The 16,389-nt window shown below is 60.4% G+C and carries 17 protein-coding genes; 9 read left to right on the plus strand and 8 right to left on the minus strand.

The window, feature by feature from the left end; genetic code table 11:
* Window positions 1–105: 105 nt before the first annotated feature.
* Together PMI24_RS18360 and PMI24_RS18365 are read right to left on the minus strand one after the other, a co-directional pair.
* Window positions 106–579: a cyclic nucleotide-binding domain-containing protein gene (locus PMI24_RS18360; protein WP_007956482.1), complete on the minus strand. Its 474-nt coding sequence runs from the start codon at window positions 577–579 to the stop codon at window positions 106–108.
* A gap of 205 nt (window positions 580–784) precedes the next feature.
* Window positions 785–2,839, minus strand: coding sequence for a S9 family peptidase (locus PMI24_RS18365; protein ID WP_007956484.1), 2,055 nt, complete (start codon window positions 2,837–2,839; stop codon window positions 785–787).
* A gap of 99 nt (window positions 2,840–2,938) precedes the next feature.
* Here PMI24_RS18365 and PMI24_RS18370 point away from each other — a divergent pair, with 99 nt between their 5' ends.
* Genes PMI24_RS18370 through PMI24_RS18380 form a run of 3 tightly spaced genes read left to right on the plus strand, consistent with a single transcriptional unit; the run spans window position 2,939 to window position 4,788 of the window.
* Window positions 2,939–3,439: a hypothetical protein gene (locus tag PMI24_RS18370; RefSeq protein ID WP_007956485.1), complete on the plus strand. Its 501-nt coding sequence runs from the start codon at window positions 2,939–2,941 to the stop codon at window positions 3,437–3,439.
* A 16-nt stretch (window positions 3,440–3,455) separates the two neighbouring features.
* Complete coding sequence (locus tag PMI24_RS18375; protein WP_007956486.1) at window positions 3,456–4,232, plus strand: class II glutamine amidotransferase; 777 nt, start codon at window positions 3,456–3,458, stop codon at window positions 4,230–4,232.
* 13 nt (window positions 4,233–4,245) lie between these two features.
* Window positions 4,246–4,788: a DUF2937 family protein gene (locus tag PMI24_RS18380; protein WP_007956487.1), complete on the plus strand. Its 543-nt coding sequence runs from the start codon at window positions 4,246–4,248 to the stop codon at window positions 4,786–4,788.
* 34 nt (window positions 4,789–4,822) lie between these two features.
* Here the strand turns inward: PMI24_RS18380 and PMI24_RS18385 are convergent, their stop codons facing one another.
* Window positions 4,823–5,734, minus strand: a complete 912-nt coding sequence (locus tag PMI24_RS18385; protein ID WP_007956488.1) for a LysR family transcriptional regulator — start codon at window positions 5,732–5,734, stop codon at window positions 4,823–4,825.
* 146 nt (window positions 5,735–5,880) lie between these two features.
* Here PMI24_RS18385 and PMI24_RS18390 point away from each other — a divergent pair, with 146 nt between their 5' ends.
* The 4 genes from PMI24_RS18390 to PMI24_RS18405 all read left to right on the plus strand — a co-directional run bounded on the left by PMI24_RS18390 (window position 5,881) and on the right by PMI24_RS18405 (window position 9,593).
* Complete coding sequence (locus PMI24_RS18390; protein WP_007956502.1) at window positions 5,881–7,167, plus strand: MFS transporter; 1,287 nt, start codon at window positions 5,881–5,883, stop codon at window positions 7,165–7,167.
* Between the two features lie 61 nt (window positions 7,168–7,228).
* The gene (locus PMI24_RS18395; protein WP_007956505.1) at window positions 7,229–7,981 is read left to right on the plus strand and encodes a 5-oxoprolinase subunit PxpA; all 753 of its coding nucleotides are present in this window, start codon (window positions 7,229–7,231) and stop codon (window positions 7,979–7,981) included.
* Complete coding sequence (locus PMI24_RS18400) at window positions 7,978–8,682, plus strand: 5-oxoprolinase subunit B family protein (protein WP_007956507.1); 705 nt, start codon at window positions 7,978–7,980, stop codon at window positions 8,680–8,682. Before PMI24_RS18395 ends, PMI24_RS18400 begins: the two co-directional genes overlap by 4 nt.
* A complete protein-coding gene (locus PMI24_RS18405; RefSeq protein ID WP_007956509.1) occupies window positions 8,679–9,593 on the plus strand; it encodes a biotin-dependent carboxyltransferase family protein in 915 nt (304 codons plus the stop codon). Before PMI24_RS18400 ends, PMI24_RS18405 begins: the two co-directional genes overlap by 4 nt.
* Before the next feature lie 37 nt (window positions 9,594–9,630).
* Here the strand turns inward: PMI24_RS18405 and PMI24_RS18410 are convergent, their stop codons facing one another.
* From PMI24_RS18410 to PMI24_RS18420, 3 genes are all read right to left on the minus strand, one after another.
* A complete protein-coding gene (locus PMI24_RS18410) occupies window positions 9,631–10,809 on the minus strand; it encodes a vWA domain-containing protein (RefSeq protein WP_007956512.1) in 1,179 nt (392 codons plus the stop codon).
* A gap of 12 nt (window positions 10,810–10,821) precedes the next feature.
* The gene (locus PMI24_RS18415; protein ID WP_007911294.1) at window positions 10,822–11,667 is read right to left on the minus strand and encodes an AAA family ATPase; all 846 of its coding nucleotides are present in this window, start codon (window positions 11,665–11,667) and stop codon (window positions 10,822–10,824) included.
* Between the two features lie 176 nt (window positions 11,668–11,843).
* Window positions 11,844–12,920, minus strand: coding sequence for a DUF748 domain-containing protein (locus PMI24_RS18420; protein ID WP_007956515.1), 1,077 nt, complete (start codon window positions 12,918–12,920; stop codon window positions 11,844–11,846).
* Between the two features lie 128 nt (window positions 12,921–13,048).
* Between PMI24_RS18420 and cysK the strand changes: the two genes are divergently transcribed.
* Both cysK and PMI24_RS18430 read left to right on the plus strand, forming a co-directional pair.
* Entirely contained in the window at window positions 13,049–14,023 is a 975-nt protein-coding gene (gene cysK, locus PMI24_RS18425) for a cysteine synthase A (RefSeq protein ID WP_007956517.1), read from the plus strand.
* Window positions 14,024–14,210: 187 nt separating this feature from the next.
* Window positions 14,211–15,149 (plus strand): aspartyl/asparaginyl beta-hydroxylase domain-containing protein, encoded by a 939-nt coding sequence (locus PMI24_RS18430; RefSeq protein ID WP_007956518.1) that lies wholly within the window; start codon window positions 14,211–14,213, stop codon window positions 15,147–15,149.
* A 44-nt stretch (window positions 15,150–15,193) separates the two neighbouring features.
* On the opposite strand, the gene PMI24_RS29235 is transcribed toward PMI24_RS18430, so the two are convergent.
* Both PMI24_RS29235 and PMI24_RS18435 read right to left on the minus strand, forming a co-directional pair.
* Window positions 15,194–15,373 carry a hypothetical protein gene (locus tag PMI24_RS29235; RefSeq protein WP_157222948.1) on the minus strand — a complete coding sequence of 60 codons (180 nt, stop codon included), beginning with the start codon at window positions 15,371–15,373 and terminating at the stop codon, window positions 15,194–15,196.
* Window positions 15,374–15,421: 48 nt separating this feature from the next.
* Window positions 15,422–15,955, minus strand: a complete 534-nt coding sequence (locus PMI24_RS18435; RefSeq protein WP_007956519.1) for a hypothetical protein — start codon at window positions 15,953–15,955, stop codon at window positions 15,422–15,424.
* Between the last annotated feature and the right edge of the window lie 434 nt (window positions 15,956–16,389).

The following is a 16,389-nucleotide window of genomic DNA, read 5'->3' on the forward strand; positions in this document are numbered from 1 at the left end:
TGGCGGCCCGCCGCTGGTGCCGATCGAAATGCCCAGCCCGCCGACCAAGGATCAGCCATTGCCGGGCCTGGAACAGAACGACAGCAAACCCAAATCCCCGGGGGGCTAGATCTGCTGGGCGGCGAGCTGGCCGTCGGCCATGCGCAGACGTTTGGAGAGGGAGACGGCGAGGGCGCGGATGATCTTGGCGGCGATCTTCGGTGCGTCGTTGAGCATTTTTTCCAGCGAATCCTTGCCGAGGTTGAGCAACTGACAGTTGCTCGCCGCCACGCAAGTCGCCGAGCGGCGCTCGCCGTCGAGCACGGCCATTTCACCGAACGCCCGGCCGCTGCGCAGGGTGGCCATGGTCACGACCTGGCCGTCGCCACCGGTTTTCTGCACGGCCACCTGGCCGGTGTGGATGATGCACATGAAACTGCCGGCATCGCCTTCGCGAAAGATCGCTTCGCCTTCAGCCACGGTGCTGATGCTGAAGTAGCCCGAAGCAGCGGCAAAATCCGCCAGCTGCAATTGATCGAACAGGCCGCAGTCCATCAGCCAGTCGCGGATTTCGTTGTTCAGTAGAGTGGGTTCTGACATGTCGTGCGGTCTTTTTTTGTTTTCACTGTTTCAAGGCGTTGCACATAACTCCTGTGGGAGCGAGCTTGCTCGCGATAGCGGAGTGTCTGCCAGCATCAATTTGACTGACAGATCGCCATCGCGAGCAAGCTCGCTCCCACAAGGGATTGATGTGCTATCGGCCTATCGGGTCTGGAATTAAGACCCAAGTGACCGGCGGAGTTCCTCAGGCAACGCCCAGAACCTTGAAAACAAATGCATATTCGAGCGCTACGTCACGTAATCCCTGATAACGCCCGCTCATGCCGCCGTGGCCGGCGCCCAGTTCGGTCTTGAGCAGCAATGGATTGTCATCGGTCTTGGTCGCGCGCAATTTCGCCACCCACTTGGCCGCTTCCCAATACTGCACGCGGCTGTCGTTGTAGCCGGCGATCACCAGTGTTGCGGGATACGCCTGTGCAGTGACGTTTTCGTACGGCGCGTAGGCCTTGATCCGCTCGTAGACCTCCGGCTCTTCGGGATTGCCCCACTCGTCGTATTCAGTGACGGTCAGCGGCAGATCCGGGTCGAGCATGGTGTTGAGCACGTCGACGAACGGCACTTCGGCAATCGCCACGCCGAACAGATCCGGACGCTGGTTGAGCACCGCGCCGATCAGCAAGCCACCGGCGCTGCCACCACTGATCGCCAGTTGTGGTGCGGTGGTGATGCCGTTGAGGATCAGGAATTCGGCGCAGGCAATGAAGTCGCTGAAGGTGTTGTGCTTGTGTTCCTGCTTGCCGGCGCGGTACCAGGCTTCGCCCAGCTCGCCGCCGCCGCGCACGTGGGCGATGGCGAACGCCATGCCGCGATCCAGCAGGCTCAGGCGAGCGTGGGAGAACCACGGATCGAGGCTCGAACCGTAGGCGCCGTAACCGTACAGGTACAGTGGCACCGCTTTGCCGACCATTTCCCGTTTCATCACCAGGCTGATCGGCACCTGGGTGCCGTCCGGCGCAGTCGCCCACAGGCGCTGGCTGACGTAGGCGTCGGCGTCGAACGGGCCGAGCACCGGGGTTTCCTTGAGGACGGTCTGTTCGCCGGTGGCGAGGATCAGTTGCCGAACCTGGGCCGGACGGTTCAGCGCTTCATAGCGCAGGCGAATGCGGTCGCTTTCGAATTCAAGGCTGTTTTGCACATAGAGGCTGTAGGCCGCGTCCGGTAATTGCACGCGATAAGGCGCCAGACCGTGTGGGCGAACTTCGATGATCGGCAGGCCACCTTCGCGCAGGCTCAGGGTCAGGGCTTCGGCGTTGAGGGTCACGCCATCGAGCATCACCGAATCGCTGTGCGGGATCAGGTTCTGCCAGTCGGCTTCGCTCGGTGCGATGCCGGTGTCCGGCGCCTGATACAGGGCGAAGTTGATGCCGTCGCGGTTGGTGCGGATGAACCAGGTCCATTCGCCATCGAGCTTGCCGTGATCGACGTCGTATTCGTGATCCTCGACCCGTGGCGCCAGGCAAGTGAACGGCTGCTGCGGCTGATTGGCGTCCAGCGCCCAGACTTCACTGGTGGTCTTGCTGCCCAGCGACAACAGCAATTGCTGTTCGGAGCTGGCGCGGTAGCAATGCAGGAAAAAACGCCCGTCCGGCTCGTGGAAGACCTCTTCGGCGGCGGTGCCGTCCAGACGATAGCGGAACAGTTTGTGCGGACGATGGGTGTCGTCGAGCACGCCGAAGAACAGCGTCAGGCTGTCGTTGGCCCAGGTCATGCTGCCGTCGCAGTCCTGGAATTCCAGTTCGCTGACGCGTTCGCTGGATAATTCCTTCACGAACAGCGTGTAAATCTCGTCGCCCGAGGCATCGACGCTGTAGGCCAGACGCTGGTGATCCGGGCTGATGCTGAAGGCGCCGAGGGAGAAAAAGCCGCCGTTGGCCAGTGCGTTCGGGTCGAGCAGCAGTTGTTCGCGGCTTTCATCGAGGGTCAGGCTGTCGTCGGCCGGGCGCGGGCAGCGGTAGTGACGGGCGTATTCGTCACCCGCTGTGGTGCGGGTGTAATACAGGTACGGGCCCCATGGCGACGGCAGGGACAGGTCGGTTTCGAGGATCCGGCCTTTGATCTCTTCGAACAGGGTTTCGCGCAGTTCTGCCTGATCGGCGGTCTGCGCCTGCTGATAGTCGTTTTCAGCCTTGAGGTAGTCGAGCACCGCATCGGTGTCGCGTTCCTGCAGCCAGGCGTACGGGTCGTGACCGGCGGCCTTGTGGGCAATCGGGGCGCTGCTGACGTTGGCGGATACGGGCATGGAAAGCTCTCGGACATGACAAATAAGGGCCGCACGGACGGCGGGGAAGCCTGACGTGCGAAAAGTCGTTACTATAAGCGCCTCTTTGCCTGCCTTGCCATGGACACCATGACCGAGAACGACTATCTGATCGCCTGGGGCCTTTACGCCTTTGCCGCCGTGGGCTGCCTGCTGGTGTGGATGCGCATGACCCGCTGGATGTGGCGCTGGCTGCGTGAGCCGCTGCGTGTATTGATGGCGGTGTTGCTGTTCAGCCCGACCATCATTGACCCGGTGAAGGAAAAATTCGCCCCGGCCATCGCCATTACCGCGCTGGATCTGGCGTTCAAGGTCGGCAACAACGCCTGGCGCGCGATTTCCGAATTGCTCATGTACGCCATGATCGCGTTCGGCCTGTACCTGATTTTCGTGCTGATCCGCCTGCCGATCGAGCGCGCCTCCAAGGCCCGCAAGGAACAGGCTGAAGCCGCCCGCGCAGCGGCCCGTGCCGATGACGAGCGGGACGCCGATCAACCGTTCGGCGGCGCCGGCGATGACCGCTATGGTCGCCCGCCGGTGCCAAGCAATCCGCAGCGCATGCGGGTCGAGCCGCGTCTGTAATCACGAGAGTCCGCACATGTGTGAATTACTGGGCATGAGTGCCAACGTGCCGACCGACATCGTGTTCAGCTTCACCGGGCTGATGCAGCGCGGTGGTCGCACCGGTCCGCACCGCGACGGCTGGGGCATCGGTTTCTACGAAGGGCGCGGCTTGCGCCTGTTCCAGGACCCGGCGGCCAGCAGCGAGTCGGAAGTGGCCAATCTGGTGCAGCGTTATCCGATCAAGAGCGAAGTGGTCATCGGTCATATTCGTCAGGCCAATGTCGGCAAGGTCTGCCTGTCCAACACCCACCCGTTCGTCCGTGAATTGTGGGGCCGCAACTGGTGCTTCGCGCACAATGGCCAGCTCGCCGACTTCTCGCCGATCAAGAGTTTCTACCGCCCGGTCGGCGATACCGACAGCGAAGCGGCGTTCTGCGATTTGCTCAACCGCGTACGTGCAGCGTTTCCGGAACCGGTCGATATAGAAGTGCTGCTGCCGGATCTGGTCGCAGCTTGCGCCGAATATCGCAGCAAAGGCGTGTTCAACTGCCTGCTCAGCGACGGCGACTGGCTGTTCTGCTATTGCTCGACCAAACTGGCGCAGATCACCCGACGCGCACCGTTTGGCCCGGCGCGGCTCAAGGACGTCGATGTGATCGTCGACTTCCAGGCCGAAACCACGCCCAACGACGTGGTCACGGTGATTGCTACCGAACCCTTGACCGAAAACGAAACCTGGACCCGCTACGAACCGGGCCAATGGAGCCTGTGGCGACGCGGTGAATGCGTAAGCCAAGGCACGACCGAATAAGGATTGCACCCCCATGTTGCTCAGTTATCTACGGCTGGTGTTGTTTGCGGCGGGCCTGTTGATCGGTGTCCAGGTGCCGGGCTTCATCAACGATTACGCCAAGCGGGTCGAAGCGCACCTGATCGAGGCGCAGACCGGTCTGCGCGGCTTCCAGGGCACCGCCGAGCAGTTTTTCAAGGGTGACATTCAGGCACTGGTCGCCCATTACCGTGCCAGCGAAGACCCGGTGTTTCGCAGCGATGCCGACAGCCTGAGCACCTTGCTCAATCGTCAGCTGGCGCTGGACAAGCAATTCCAGGCGATGCAGGGGCCGTGGTACATCCGCTTCCTGCAAGTGGTGCTGGCCGCCGACCCGGACATCCGCAAGGAAACCTGGAATGGCTACAGCTACCAGATCCTGCTGACGCCGGAAGCGATGATCTGGGGCATGAGCGGCGCGCTGCTGCTGTCGTTCGGTCTTGAATGCCTGTTCCGTCTGATCGACTGGGTGGTGCTGGGCGGCAAGCGCCTGCGCCAGAGCCGGCCGATCGAAGACCGGGATGTGCGCGGGCTGTAAGCTTCGATGCATCGTTCCCACGCAGTGGGAACGATCAACTTAGAACGATGTAATCCGTACCCACCTTGCGTGCATACCCCTCCAGCACCTGCTGACACAGCGTCACGATCTCCTCGACCCATTCCACACCCACCCGCCACGACACCACGACTTGCAGGTTCGGCGGGCGCTGTTCGATGTCGAGCAGGGTCAATTCCCCCCGCGCCAGTTCCTCGGCCACCAGCACTGGCGGCAACGCGCCAATGCCGAACCCGTCGCGCAACAGCCGGGTGATCGCCGACACCGAATTCACACAGTTCAAGCGTGGCGCCAGCACGCCCTGGGCCTGCATCAACGCCAGGATGTCCTGATGCGGCCGTGAGTTTTTCGAGTAGGTGATGATCCGTTCCTGCGCCAGGTCGGCGAGGCTTTGATAGTCGCGGTTGTAGATCGAATTGCTGGCGACGATCCAGCCGATGGGGTGGCTGGCCAGTTCCAGGCTGCGCACGCTTTCCTGGCGTACCAGATCGGTTTGCAGGATCAGATCGAGAAAGCCTTTTTGCAACTGATCGCAGAGGTTCAGTGAGGTATCCGCCACCAGCTCGATTTCCACCCGTGGGTACAGATCGGTCATCTGCGCCACCAGCGGGCTGAGCCAGGTGTGAATCACCGTGTCCATCACCCCGATCCGTACCCGGCCAACCTTGCTCGATCGGGTCTCGATCGACTGCTTCAGCGCCTGCATCGTGTCGAGCATCTGCTCGGCATAGTCCAGCACTTTCAAACCTTCGGGCGTCAGGCTGACGCCACGTGAATCACGCAGGAACAGCTTCACCCCGAGCTCGCCTTCGAGCACTGCAATCCGGCTGGAGATCGAGGCCTGGGTGGTGAACAGCTTGTCGGCGGTCAGGCGAAAACTTTTCAGCCGGGCGACCCAGACGAAGGTTTCGAGAAACTTCAGGTTCATGGCAACAAATTTTTCTGATGTCTTGGGCGGGTTTTTATTCGTTGGACGCGACCGGGTGACGCACCCAAGAATCGACGCATCCGGTTCCCACGATAGGCGTCGTCGGAGCTTCGAACAAGACCAATAAAAGCCTGCGGAGACATGCCATGAGTGCGCCCGACACCCTCGACCTCCCCAAGACTGCGGCCCGTCCCGGCCCGTTCGACTGGTATCGCAACATCAATCAGCAGGAGCGCCGGACCTTCTGGAGCTGCAAGATCGGCTACGGTCTGGACGGCATGGACACCCAGATGCTCAGCTTCGTGGTGCCGACCCTGATCGCGATGTGGGGCATCACCACCGGCGAAGCCGGCCTGATCCACACCAGCACGCTGATCGCTTCGGCCATCGGCGGTTGGGTGGCGGGGATTCTCTCCGACCGCATCGGCCGCGTGCGTACCCTGCAACTGACGGTGCTGTGGTTTGCCTTCTTCACTTTCCTTTGCGGCTTCGCTCAGAACTACGAACAGCTGTTGATCGCCCGCACCTTGATGGGCTTCGGTTTCGGCGGTGAGTGGACTGCCGGCGCGGTGCTGATCGGCGAAGTGATCCGCGCCAAGGATCGCGGCAAGGCGGTGGGCATGGTGCAATCCGGCTGGGCCTTGGGTTGGGGGCTGACGGCGATTCTCTATGCGCTGCTGTTCTCGGTGCTGCTACCGGAAGATGCCTGGCGCGCACTGTTCATCCTCGGCATCGTGCCGGCGGTGTTCGTGATTTTCGTCCGCCGTCTGGTGAAAGATCCGGAGATCTACCGCGAAGCCAAGGCCAAGCAAACTCCGGATAGTCAGTCGAAGTTCTACGAGATATTCGCCCCCGGCATGCTATTCACCACGATCCGTGCCTCGTTGCTGACCACCGGCGCCCTCGGCGGTTACTACGCGATCACCTCCTGGCTGCCGACTTTTCTGAAGAACGAACGCGGCTTGAGCGTACTCGGCACCGGCGGTTATCTGGCGATGGTGATCATCGGTTCCTACGTCGGTTATGTGATCAGCGCCTATTTGACCGACCTGTTGGGTCGCAAGAAGAACTTCATCCTGTTCGCGGTCGGCTCGTTCACCATCGTTCTGCTCTACACCCAATTGCCGGTCAGCAACGGCGTGATGCTGTGGCTGGGCTTCCCGCTGGGCTTCTTCGCCTCGGGGATTTTCAGTGGCATGGGCGCGTTTCTCACCGAGTTGTTTCCAACCCGGATTCGCGGCTCGGGGCAGGGCTTCTGCTACAACATCGGCCGGGCGCTGGCGGCATTGTTCCCGCTGCTGATCGGGCTGCTCAGCCAGAAAGTGCCACTGAGCGTAGGCATCGGTGCCTTTGCGGCGGTGTCCTACGGGGTGGTGATCCTCGCGGCGTTGAGCCTGCCGGAAACCCGTGGCAAGCAACTGGACGCGCAGTAACTGATAACCTGCGACAACTGTCCTACAGCATAAAAAGACATCAGCTACAGGAGTGTTCACCGTGAGCCGCCTGCTATTGAACTGTGACATCGGCGAGAGCTTCGGCAGCTGGACCATGGGTCTGGACGCGGAAGTCATGCCCTTCATCGATTGCGCCAACATTGCCTGCGGTTTCCACGCCGGCGACCCGGGCATCATGCGCAAGACCGTCAGCCTGGCCCTGAGCCACGGCGTGCAGATTGGCGCGCATCCGGCCTATCAGGATCTGGTCGGGTTCGGCCGCCGTTCCATGGCCTACACCGCCCAGGAACTGCAAGACATCCTGCATTATCAGATCGGCGCCCTCGACGGCATTTGCCGTGCTCAGGGCGGACGGGTGAGCTACGTCAAACCCCACGGCGCGATGTACAACGACATGATGGCCAACCCTGCGCAACTGCGGGCCGTGATCCAGGCAGTCGCCGCTTACGACCGGACCTTGCCGCTGATGTTGATGGCCACCCGCGACAACACGGCAGCCCAGCAACTCGGTGACGAATACGGCGTGACCCTGTGGTTCGAAGCCTTCGCCGACCGCGCCTACGACAGCGCCGGCCGACTGGTTTCGCGACAACTGCCGGGCGCGGTGCACCACGATTCCGAAACCATCATCGGGCAAGCACTGACCATCGCCCGTGGCGACAACCTCACGGCCAGCGACGGCAGCGCGCTGCATCTGCAAACCAACACGCTGTGCGTGCACGGTGACAACGCCAGTTCGGTGGCCGCCGTGCAACGCATTCGTCAGGCCTTGAACGAGCAGAGCGCGCCATGAATCCGCGGGTGGAAGTGGTGGCGCTGGATTGCCTGATGCTGCGCCTGTTCGATGAAATCGCCGAAACCAACATGCCGTGGATGCTCGCGGCCAGTGAGCGGTTGCGCGCGGTGTTCGGCGAGCATCTGATCGATCTGGTGCCGTCGTATACCACGTTGATGGTGCATTACGACCTGACCGAATTGAATCCGGGTCAGGCTCGGGAATTGATCGCCGAAGCCTTGATCGACCTGTCGCCGAATGCGCGCACCGGCGGCCAGTGTCATGTGTTGCCGGTGTGGTACGACCTTAGCGTCGGACCGGAATTGAGCCTGCTGTCGCAACGCAGCGGTTTGTCGGTGGAAGAAGTGATTCGCCGTCACAGCGCTCGGGAATACCAGGTGTTCGCCCTTGGCTTTGCACCGGGGTTTGCCTTCATGGGGCTGGTGGAAGAAGTCCTCGCGGCACCGCGTCTGAATACGCCACGCAAGAAAGTCGCCGCCGGCAGCGTCGGCATCGCCGAGCGGCAGACGGCCGCGTATCCGGTGGTGTCTCCCGGTGGCTGGAACCTGATCGGTCGCACGCCGGCAAAACTGTTCGATCGTGAACGCGATGGCTACAGCCTCATGCAGCCCGGCGATACCGTGCGTTTCGAAGCGGTGAGCCATGCCGAATTCATCCGTCTCGGCGGTGACGACACGCCTTTGGAGGCCTTCGCATGAGCCGACTGACGATTGAAGCAAGCACACCGCTGTGCCTGTTGCAGGACGCCGGGCGGTTTGGCGTGCGCCACCTGGGCGTGACCCAGGGCGGTGCGGCGGACTGGCGGTCGATGGCCTGGGCCAACTGGCTGCTGGGCAATGGACTGGACTTGCCGGTGATCGAAATCACCCTCGGCGGGTTCACAGTGGTGGCTGAAGAAGATTGTTTGCTGGCATTGGCCGGGGCCGATCTCGGTGCGCAGATTGACGGTGAAGCGCTGGCACCGTGGCGCAGTTTCAAACTGCGCAAAGGGCAGACCTTGAAGCTCACCCAGCCGTTGCTCGGGGCGCGGGCCTATCTGGCGGCGCCCGGCGGTTTCAGTGCGCCGAAAGTGCTGGGCAGCAGCGCCACTGTCGTGCGTGAAGAACTCGGTGGTCTCGATGGTTTTGGCTTGCCATTGGCCAAGGGCGCTTCGCTGAGTTATCAGGGCGAAACCCTGTTGGTGCGTGAGGTTCCGGCACAGCATCGACCGGATCTGCACCTCGACGCACCGCTCGATCTGGTGCTCGGCGCGCAGATCGGTCAGTTCAGCGGGCAGAGCCTGTTCGATGCATTCAACAGTGCCTGGACGCTGGACAGTCGTGCCGATCGCATGGGTATTCGGTTGCTGGGGACGGCGTTGCAGTATCAGGACAAACCGATAATTTCCGAGGGCATTCCGCTCGGCGCGGTGCAGGTGCCGCCGGACGGGCAGCCGATCGTGTTGCTCAATGATCGGCAGACCATTGGCGGTTATCCGCGATTGGGAGCGTTGACGCCGTTGGCGCTGGCCCGGTTGGCACAGTGTCTGCCGGGAGCGAAGGTCAGATTGCGCCCGGTGGTGCAAGAAGTTGCACACCGGGAGCATGTCGAATATCTGAAGCGCTTTTGATTGTTTCCCCCGCCGCTGGCGGGGGAGCCATTGCGGATTACTTGGACAGAAACCGCATCCCTTCTTCCAGTCCGCGCAACGTCAGCGGATACATCTGATCCTCGATCAAGTCCCGAACGATATTGGTCGACGAGGTGTAGCCCCAGGTGTCTTTCGGGTACGGGTTGATCCAGATGAGCTTCTTGTACTTCTCCATGAAGCGCTGCATCCACACGTAACCCGGCTCCTCGTTCCAGTGCTCGACGCTGCCGCCGGCCTGGGTGATTTCATAGGGCGCCATCGCCGCGTCACCGATGAAGATCACTTTGTAGTCGGCACCGTACTTGTGCAGCAGGTCCTGGGTCGACGTGCGCTCGGAAGTGCGGCGCATGTTGTTCTTCCACACCGATTCATAAATGAAGTTGTGGAAGTAGAAGTACTCCAGATGCTTGAACTCGGTCTTGCAGGCCGAGAACAGTTCCTCGCAGATCTTCACGTGGGCGTCCATCGAGCCGCCGATGTCGAACAGCAGCAACAGCTTCACCGTGTTGCGTCGTTCCGGGCGCATCTGGATGTTCAGCAGGCCGGCATCCTTGGCGGTGTGGTCGATGGTGCCGTCGATGTCCAGCTCTTCCGCCGCGCCCTGACGAGCGAATTTGCGCAGGCGGCGCAGGGCGACCTTGATGTTGCGGGTGCCCAGCTCCACGGAATCGTCGAGGTTCTTGTACTCGCGCTGATCCCAGACTTTCACCGCTTTACCCTGGCGCTTGCCGGCATCGCCGACCCGGATGCCTTCCGGGTTGAATCCGCCGGAGCCGAACGGGCTGGTGCCGCCAGTGCCGATCCATTTGTTGCCGCCGGCGTGGCGTTCCTTCTGTTCTTCCAGGCGTTTCTTGAACTCTTCGATCAGCTTGTCCAGGCCGCCGAGGGACTGGATCTGCGCGCGTTCCTCATCGGTCAGCGAGCGCTCGAACTCCTTGCGCAGCCAGTCTTCGGGGATCAGCGCCTGCAAATGATCGTCGAGCTTTTCCAGGCCATTGAAGTAGGCGCCGAACGCACGGTCGAACTTGTCGAAATGCCGTTCGTCCTTCACCAGAATCGCCCGCGACAAGTAGTAAAACTCGTCCATGTCGGCGAAGGTCACGCGCTGTTTCAGCGCGTTGATCAGGTCGAGCAGCTCGCGCACCGACACCGGCACCTTGGCTGCACGCATTTCATTGAACAGGTTGAGCAACATGGCATCAGCCTCTTAGCGGGTGCCGCGACGGCTCATGAACGCCAGGCGCTCAAGCAGTTGCACGTCCTGTTCGTTCTTCACCAGCGCACCGGCCAGCGGCGGGATGGCTTTGGTAGGATCGCGCTCGCGCAGCACCGCTTCGCCGATGTTGTCGGCCATCAACAGTTTCAGCCAGTCGACCAGTTCGGAGGTCGATGGCTTCTTCTTCAGGCCCGGCACCTTGCGCACGTCGAAGAACACGTCCAGCGCTTCGCTGACCAGGTCTTTCTTGATGTCCGGGTAGTGAACATCGACGATTTTCTGCAGGGTGGTGCGGTCGGGGAAGGCGATGTAGTGGAAGAAGCAGCGGCGCAGGAAGGCGTCCGGCAGCTCTTTCTCGTTGTTGGAGGTAATGATGATGATTGGACGCTTCTTGGCCTTGATGGTCTCGTCGATCTCGTAAACGTAGAACTCCATCTTGTCGAGTTCTTGCAGCAGGTCGTTGGGGAACTCGATGTCGGCCTTGTCGATTTCGTCGATCAGCAGGATGACGCGTTCTTCAGACTCGAACGCTTCCCAGAGCTTGCCCTTCTTCAGGTAGTTGCGCACATCGTGGACTTTTTCATTGCCCAGTTGCGAATCGCGCAGACGGCTCACCGCGTCGTACTCGTACAGGCCCTGATGGGCCTTGGTGGTGGACTTGATGTGCCAGGTGATCAGCTTGGCGCCGAACGATTCGGCCAGTTGCTCGGCGAGCATGGTCTTGCCGGTGCCCGGTTCGCCCTTGACCAGCAGCGGCCGCTCCAGGGTGATGGCGGCGTTGACCGCCAGCTTCAGGTCATCGGTGGCGACGTAGGCCTGGGTGCCTTCGAACTTCATCTGCTAATCCTCGAACGGTAACGCCGACCTGAACGGGCAGGGCGGGGGCGAAATAATCGGATGCCCGACTATAACGCGCGGCCCGGTCGACTGTGAACGCAGACGGCTTATTCAGTCTCTGAATGGGGCGTCACATGTTGACTCAGTTTCGGCCGAGAGCGAGTTGAGCAAGTGCGCTAGCCCGCATCCGGCTTCGGCCGTTCATACCGGGCATTGAATGCCTGGATGAATCCGTTTCGCAAAATCTGCAAAAACGCTTCGAACGCGCTGATATCTTGCTGGTGCACGTTGCCGCTGAGTTCGACCTTGGTCGCGAACTGGTTCTTGCCCTGGTTTTTCAGCACGGTTTCAGTGCCGCCGACCAGTGCTTCCCAGATCGAGCGGAAGATGCCCTTGTTCTTGTTCTCGACATCCTGCTGCCAGTTGAACACGTCGACGTCGCGCAGCAGCGGTTTGATGTAGCCCTTGAGCTGGCCCTTGGTCGCGGCGGCTTCGATGACCACGTCGCCGTGGCCGGCGTTGAAGTCGAATTTGCCGTAGGCCGAGGCGAAGTCGTTCATGCGTTTGAGTTCGATATCCCGGGCCCGCAGGCGAAATTCGAAGTCTTCGAAGTTGCTCAGCGGGTCGAAGGTGGCGCTGGTTTCCAGCGGCGCATGGCCCAGCAGCAGGGCTTTGCCTTCGAAGCGGGCGTCGCGTTTGCCTTTGGTGTCGACCACGTTGGTCAGGTTGAAGATGCTGGCGTCGACATTCGTCGCATTCATGTTCACCGGTGGTTTTGAGTTGAAGTTGCGAAAGCTGATGCGGCCATCGTTGATCTGAACTTCGTCGAGGGTGATCGGCAGCAGTTTGCCCAACTGCGCGCGCCAGTCGGTGCCCTGACCGGTCTGGGAGTTCTGCTTGTTGGCCCCACCATCGACGAAGTTCACCTGCGGTTTGAAGAACTTCACCTGCGCCACCACCGCATGGTCGTACCACAGCGAATGCCAGCTGACGGACAGGTCGATCAGCGGCGCATCGACGAACGGCACCGGCACCTTGCCGTCGACCTTGACGATCTTCAGGCCGTTGATCTTGTACGCCCCGCGCCAGAGCGCCAGATCGACGTCGGTGATCTGGCCGCGGTAGTCGCCCATGTTGGCCAGTTTGTCATTTAGATAGTCACGCACGAGGTAGGGCAGGGCGATGTGCAGGGCGACCAGCAACACCACAACAGTGGCGAGAATCCACAACGGCCAACGGTAGCGACGCTTCATGGCAGCAAATCCCGAACGGTGTAAAGCGATTGACTGCCGGCTGCCGCAGACGTTCGGCCCGACTGGACTGAGAAGGGCAACAGGCTTACCTTGGAGAGCTGAATTCAACGCTGCACAAGGACCCAGCCATGAGCCGTATTTTTGCTGACAACGCCCACTCCATCGGCAACACGCCGCTGGTGCAGATCAACCGCATCGCGCCCCGTGGCGTGACCATTCTGGCCAAGATCGAAGGTCGCAACCCGGGCTACTCGGTCAAGTGCCGGATTGGCGCCAACATGATCTGGGACGCCGAAAGCAGCGGCAAACTCAAGCCGGGCATGACCATCGTCGAGCCGACCTCGGGCAACACCGGCATCGGCCTGGCATTTGTCGCTGCCGCTCGCGGTTACAAATTGCTGCTGACCATGCCGGCCTCGATGAGCATCGAGCGACGCAAGGTGCTCAAGGCGCTGGGCGCCGAGTTGGTGCTGACCGAGCCTGCCAAGGGCATGAAAGGCGCGATCGAAAAGGCCGCCGAGATCGTCGCCAGCGATGCGGGCAAATATTTCATGCCGGCCCAGTTCGATAACCCGGCCAACCCGGCCATCCACGAAAAAACCACCGGCCCGGAAATCTGGAACGACACCGATGGCGCCATCGATGTGCTGGTGGCGGGCGTCGGCACCGGTGGAACCATTACCGGTGTGTCGCGGTATATCAAGAATACGGCGGGCAAACCGATTCTGTCGGTGGCGGTGGAACCGGTGTCCTCGCCGGTGATCACCCAGGCGCTGGCGGGTGAAGAGATCAAGCCGAGCCCGCACAAGATTCAGGGTATCGGCGCCGGTTTCGTGCCGAAAAACCTGGATCTGTCGATGGTTGACCGGGTCGAGCTGGTGACGGATGACGAGTCCAAGGCCATGGCCCTGCGCCTGATGCAGGAAGAGGGGATCCTGTGCGGGATTTCCTGTGGTGCGGCCATGTCGGTAGCGGTGCGCCTGGCGGAAACTCCGGAAATGCAGGGCAAGACCATCGTCGTGGTGTTGCCGGATTCCGGTGAGCGTTACCTGTCGAGCATGCTCTTCAGCGATCTGTTCACCGATCAGGAGAACCAGCAGTAAGTGGCGTGTTGATTCAGGTCAGCCAAGATTCAGGATCGTTATGTTAAGAAGTGCTTTATTGCGCAATCTTTAACACTGAATCCTGAACCGGGCGGGTTTTTCCCGGAGCCGGTAGTGTTTATCATGGCCGGCCGCCATGTCGGGTAAATGACATTGCGCAGTGTTGTCTTTTTTCAAGGAGTTGTTGATGACCTTTCCGTTAGCTGCCAAGGTGTCGGTGTTGCTGCTCTTTGTTGGCAGCATCCTCTACGTGCATTTGCGCGGCAAGGCGCGTTTGCCGGTGCTGCGTCAGTTCGTCAACCACTCGGCGCTGTTCGCCCCGTATAACGCCTTGATGTACCTGTTCTCGGGCGTGCCGTCCAAACCGTATCTGGACCGCAGCAAGTTTCCGGAACTGGATGTGCTGCGCGATAACTGGGAAACCATTCGCGACGAGGCGATGCACCTGTTCGACGAGGGTTATATTCGCGCCGCCGAGAAGAACAACGACGCCGGTTTCGGCTCGTTCTTCAAGAAAGGCTGGAAGCGTTTCTACCTCAAGTGGTACGACAAACCGCTGCCTTCGGCCGAAACCCTGTGCCCGAAAACCGTGGCGCTGGTCAGTGCCATCCCCAACGTCAAAGGCGCAATGTTCGCCCTGTTGCCGGGCGGCAGCCACTTGAACCCGCACCGCGATCCGTTCGCGGGTTCCCTGCGTTATCACCTCGGCCTTTCGACACCCAACTCCGACGATTGCCGGATCTTCGTCGACGGTCAGGTCTACGCCTGGCGCGACGGTGAAGACGTGATGTTCGACGAAACCTACGTGCACTGGGTCAAGAACGAAACCGACAAGACCCGCGTCATCCTGTTCTGCGACATCGAGCGTCCGCTGAGCAATCGCCTGATGACCCGCATCAACCGCTTCATCAGCGCCTGGCTGGGCCGTGCCACCGCACCGCAGAACCTTGACGACGAACGCGTCGGCGGGATTAACCAGGCCTATGCCTGGACCAAGAACTTCAGCGACAAGTTCAGCGGTAAGGTCAAGCAGTGGAAACGCCGTAATCCAAAAGCCTACCGTGTGATGCGGCCCGTGCTGGCGGTGGCGGTGTTGACGTTGCTGGGGTATTGGCTGTTTGGTTGAGGCTGGATGCAGAAACAAAAAACCGCTCCTTGTGAGCGGTTTTTTTATGCGGGGAAGGTAAAGGATGCGCCGGCGAGAACACCTCCCGGCTCTTCCGCTGCTGGATTAGTCAATGCCTCTCTAATTCGGAGTAACTCCTTTTCAGATAATTCTCCAGCAGAGCGCTTTCCTTTGGCCTTGGTCAATTTGGCGCCTGGCGCTTTGTTCTCAGCGACAGCTTTCATGGCGTCTCCGGCGTTGATCATTTAATGAACAGTGATCCGATACTAGACTTAGTCAATGGGCTTCACAAGACGACCTTCCGAGTCGAACTCAAACCCCAGTTGCCGATAAAGCGGTATTACTCCGGGAACAGGCTCCTGAATTTCGATTTGCTTGCTGCCTACGATTCGCGCGAAGTGCGTCACGGCGGTCAAGGCAAATGTTGCGATTCGGCTCTTGAGCGGGTGATCGTTTCCCGGCTTTCCTTCCAGACGCACGATTTTTACTCTCAATCGGCTCTGGTTCGGGTTCCCAAAGCAGAGTCCGCATAGCTCATGATCAAACCAGATTGCTAAATCGAATCCCAGTGGTTCTCTGGCCTTCCACCTGACAACTTCCTGCCAGGAGAAATAAGGGTCCAGCCATTGTTCATAGGCATTCAGTGCCAAAGCGTCGATAGCTTCGAAACGAACTCTGGAGTGGTCGACATCTACGATCCCTTTTTGCTCCATGTCTTCCTGCAGCTTTGCGAAAGTGATGCCCGCGTACTTCCTGGCTTGCGATTTGTACAACTGATACCGCAGATGATTACGTTCCCTTGGCATATGATCTCGCGCATTCCATGTCCCCCATCAATGGTCGTTGCAATTGCAAACGAGCCTATGCGCCTGCCTCCTGCCTGTCGCTACTGGCCCTTTGTCCAAGTCATTGCAATCCATGTCGCGGGCTGGTTATAGTCGGCGCTCGTGAGTCGCATGACTCACCTTTCAACCCTTCAAAAAAGATCAGCCCAGATGCCTGCATCCCTCATCAACGCGGTAGTCGATTCAGCGATCAACGCTGGCGTCGTGCCGTGCGGGAATCAGCAGCCTGTGCAGATCAGTCATTACCCTCCACCTGTCAGTAGCACGCCGGTGTGCGCAGTCGTATCACCGCCGGGCGTTGGTGTTTCGGGCTGATCGGCGTTTTCTGCTGACCCCTTTGCCCGCCTGAAAAAACCTACTGAATTTCAGCTTCGGCTGAGTTGGCTATTTGCCTG

The sequence above is a fragment of the Pseudomonas sp. GM25 genome, assembly GCF_000282255.1.
Taxonomy (GTDB): domain Bacteria; phylum Pseudomonadota; class Gammaproteobacteria; order Pseudomonadales; family Pseudomonadaceae; genus Aquipseudomonas; species Aquipseudomonas aphyarum.

Coding starts and splice junctions, on each gene's coding strand:
- PMI24_RS18375 (WP_007956486.1), top strand. CDS start 3,456: ATGTGTGAATTACTGGGCATGAGTGCCAACGTGCCGACCGACATCGTG.
- PMI24_RS18380 (WP_007956487.1), top strand. CDS start 4,246: ATGTTGCTCAGTTATCTACGGCTGGTGTTGTTTGCGGCGGGCCTGTTG.
- cysK (WP_007956517.1), top strand. CDS start 13,049: ATGAGCCGTATTTTTGCTGACAACGCCCACTCCATCGGCAACACGCCG.
- PMI24_RS18370 (WP_007956485.1), top strand. CDS start 2,939: ATGGACACCATGACCGAGAACGACTATCTGATCGCCTGGGGCCTTTAC.
- PMI24_RS18360 (WP_007956482.1), bottom strand. CDS start 579: ATGTCAGAACCCACTCTACTGAACAACGAAATCCGCGACTGGCTGATG.
- PMI24_RS18415 (WP_007911294.1), bottom strand. CDS start 11,667: ATGAAGTTCGAAGGCACCCAGGCCTACGTCGCCACCGATGACCTGAAG.
- PMI24_RS18365 (WP_007956484.1), bottom strand. CDS start 2,839: ATGCCCGTATCCGCCAACGTCAGCAGCGCCCCGATTGCCCACAAGGCC.
- PMI24_RS18420 (WP_007956515.1), bottom strand. CDS start 12,920: ATGAAGCGTCGCTACCGTTGGCCGTTGTGGATTCTCGCCACTGTTGTG.
- PMI24_RS18385 (WP_007956488.1), bottom strand. CDS start 5,734: ATGAACCTGAAGTTTCTCGAAACCTTCGTCTGGGTCGCCCGGCTGAAA.
- PMI24_RS18390 (WP_007956502.1), top strand. CDS start 5,881: ATGAGTGCGCCCGACACCCTCGACCTCCCCAAGACTGCGGCCCGTCCC.
- PMI24_RS18400 (WP_007956507.1), top strand. CDS start 7,978: ATGAATCCGCGGGTGGAAGTGGTGGCGCTGGATTGCCTGATGCTGCGC.
- PMI24_RS18405 (WP_007956509.1), top strand. CDS start 8,679: ATGAGCCGACTGACGATTGAAGCAAGCACACCGCTGTGCCTGTTGCAG.
- PMI24_RS18430 (WP_007956518.1), top strand. CDS start 14,211: ATGACCTTTCCGTTAGCTGCCAAGGTGTCGGTGTTGCTGCTCTTTGTT.
- PMI24_RS18435 (WP_007956519.1), bottom strand. CDS start 15,955: ATGCCAAGGGAACGTAATCATCTGCGGTATCAGTTGTACAAATCGCAA.
- PMI24_RS29235 (WP_157222948.1), bottom strand. CDS start 15,373: ATGAAAGCTGTCGCTGAGAACAAAGCGCCAGGCGCCAAATTGACCAAG.
- PMI24_RS18410 (WP_007956512.1), bottom strand. CDS start 10,809: ATGTTGCTCAACCTGTTCAATGAAATGCGTGCAGCCAAGGTGCCGGTG.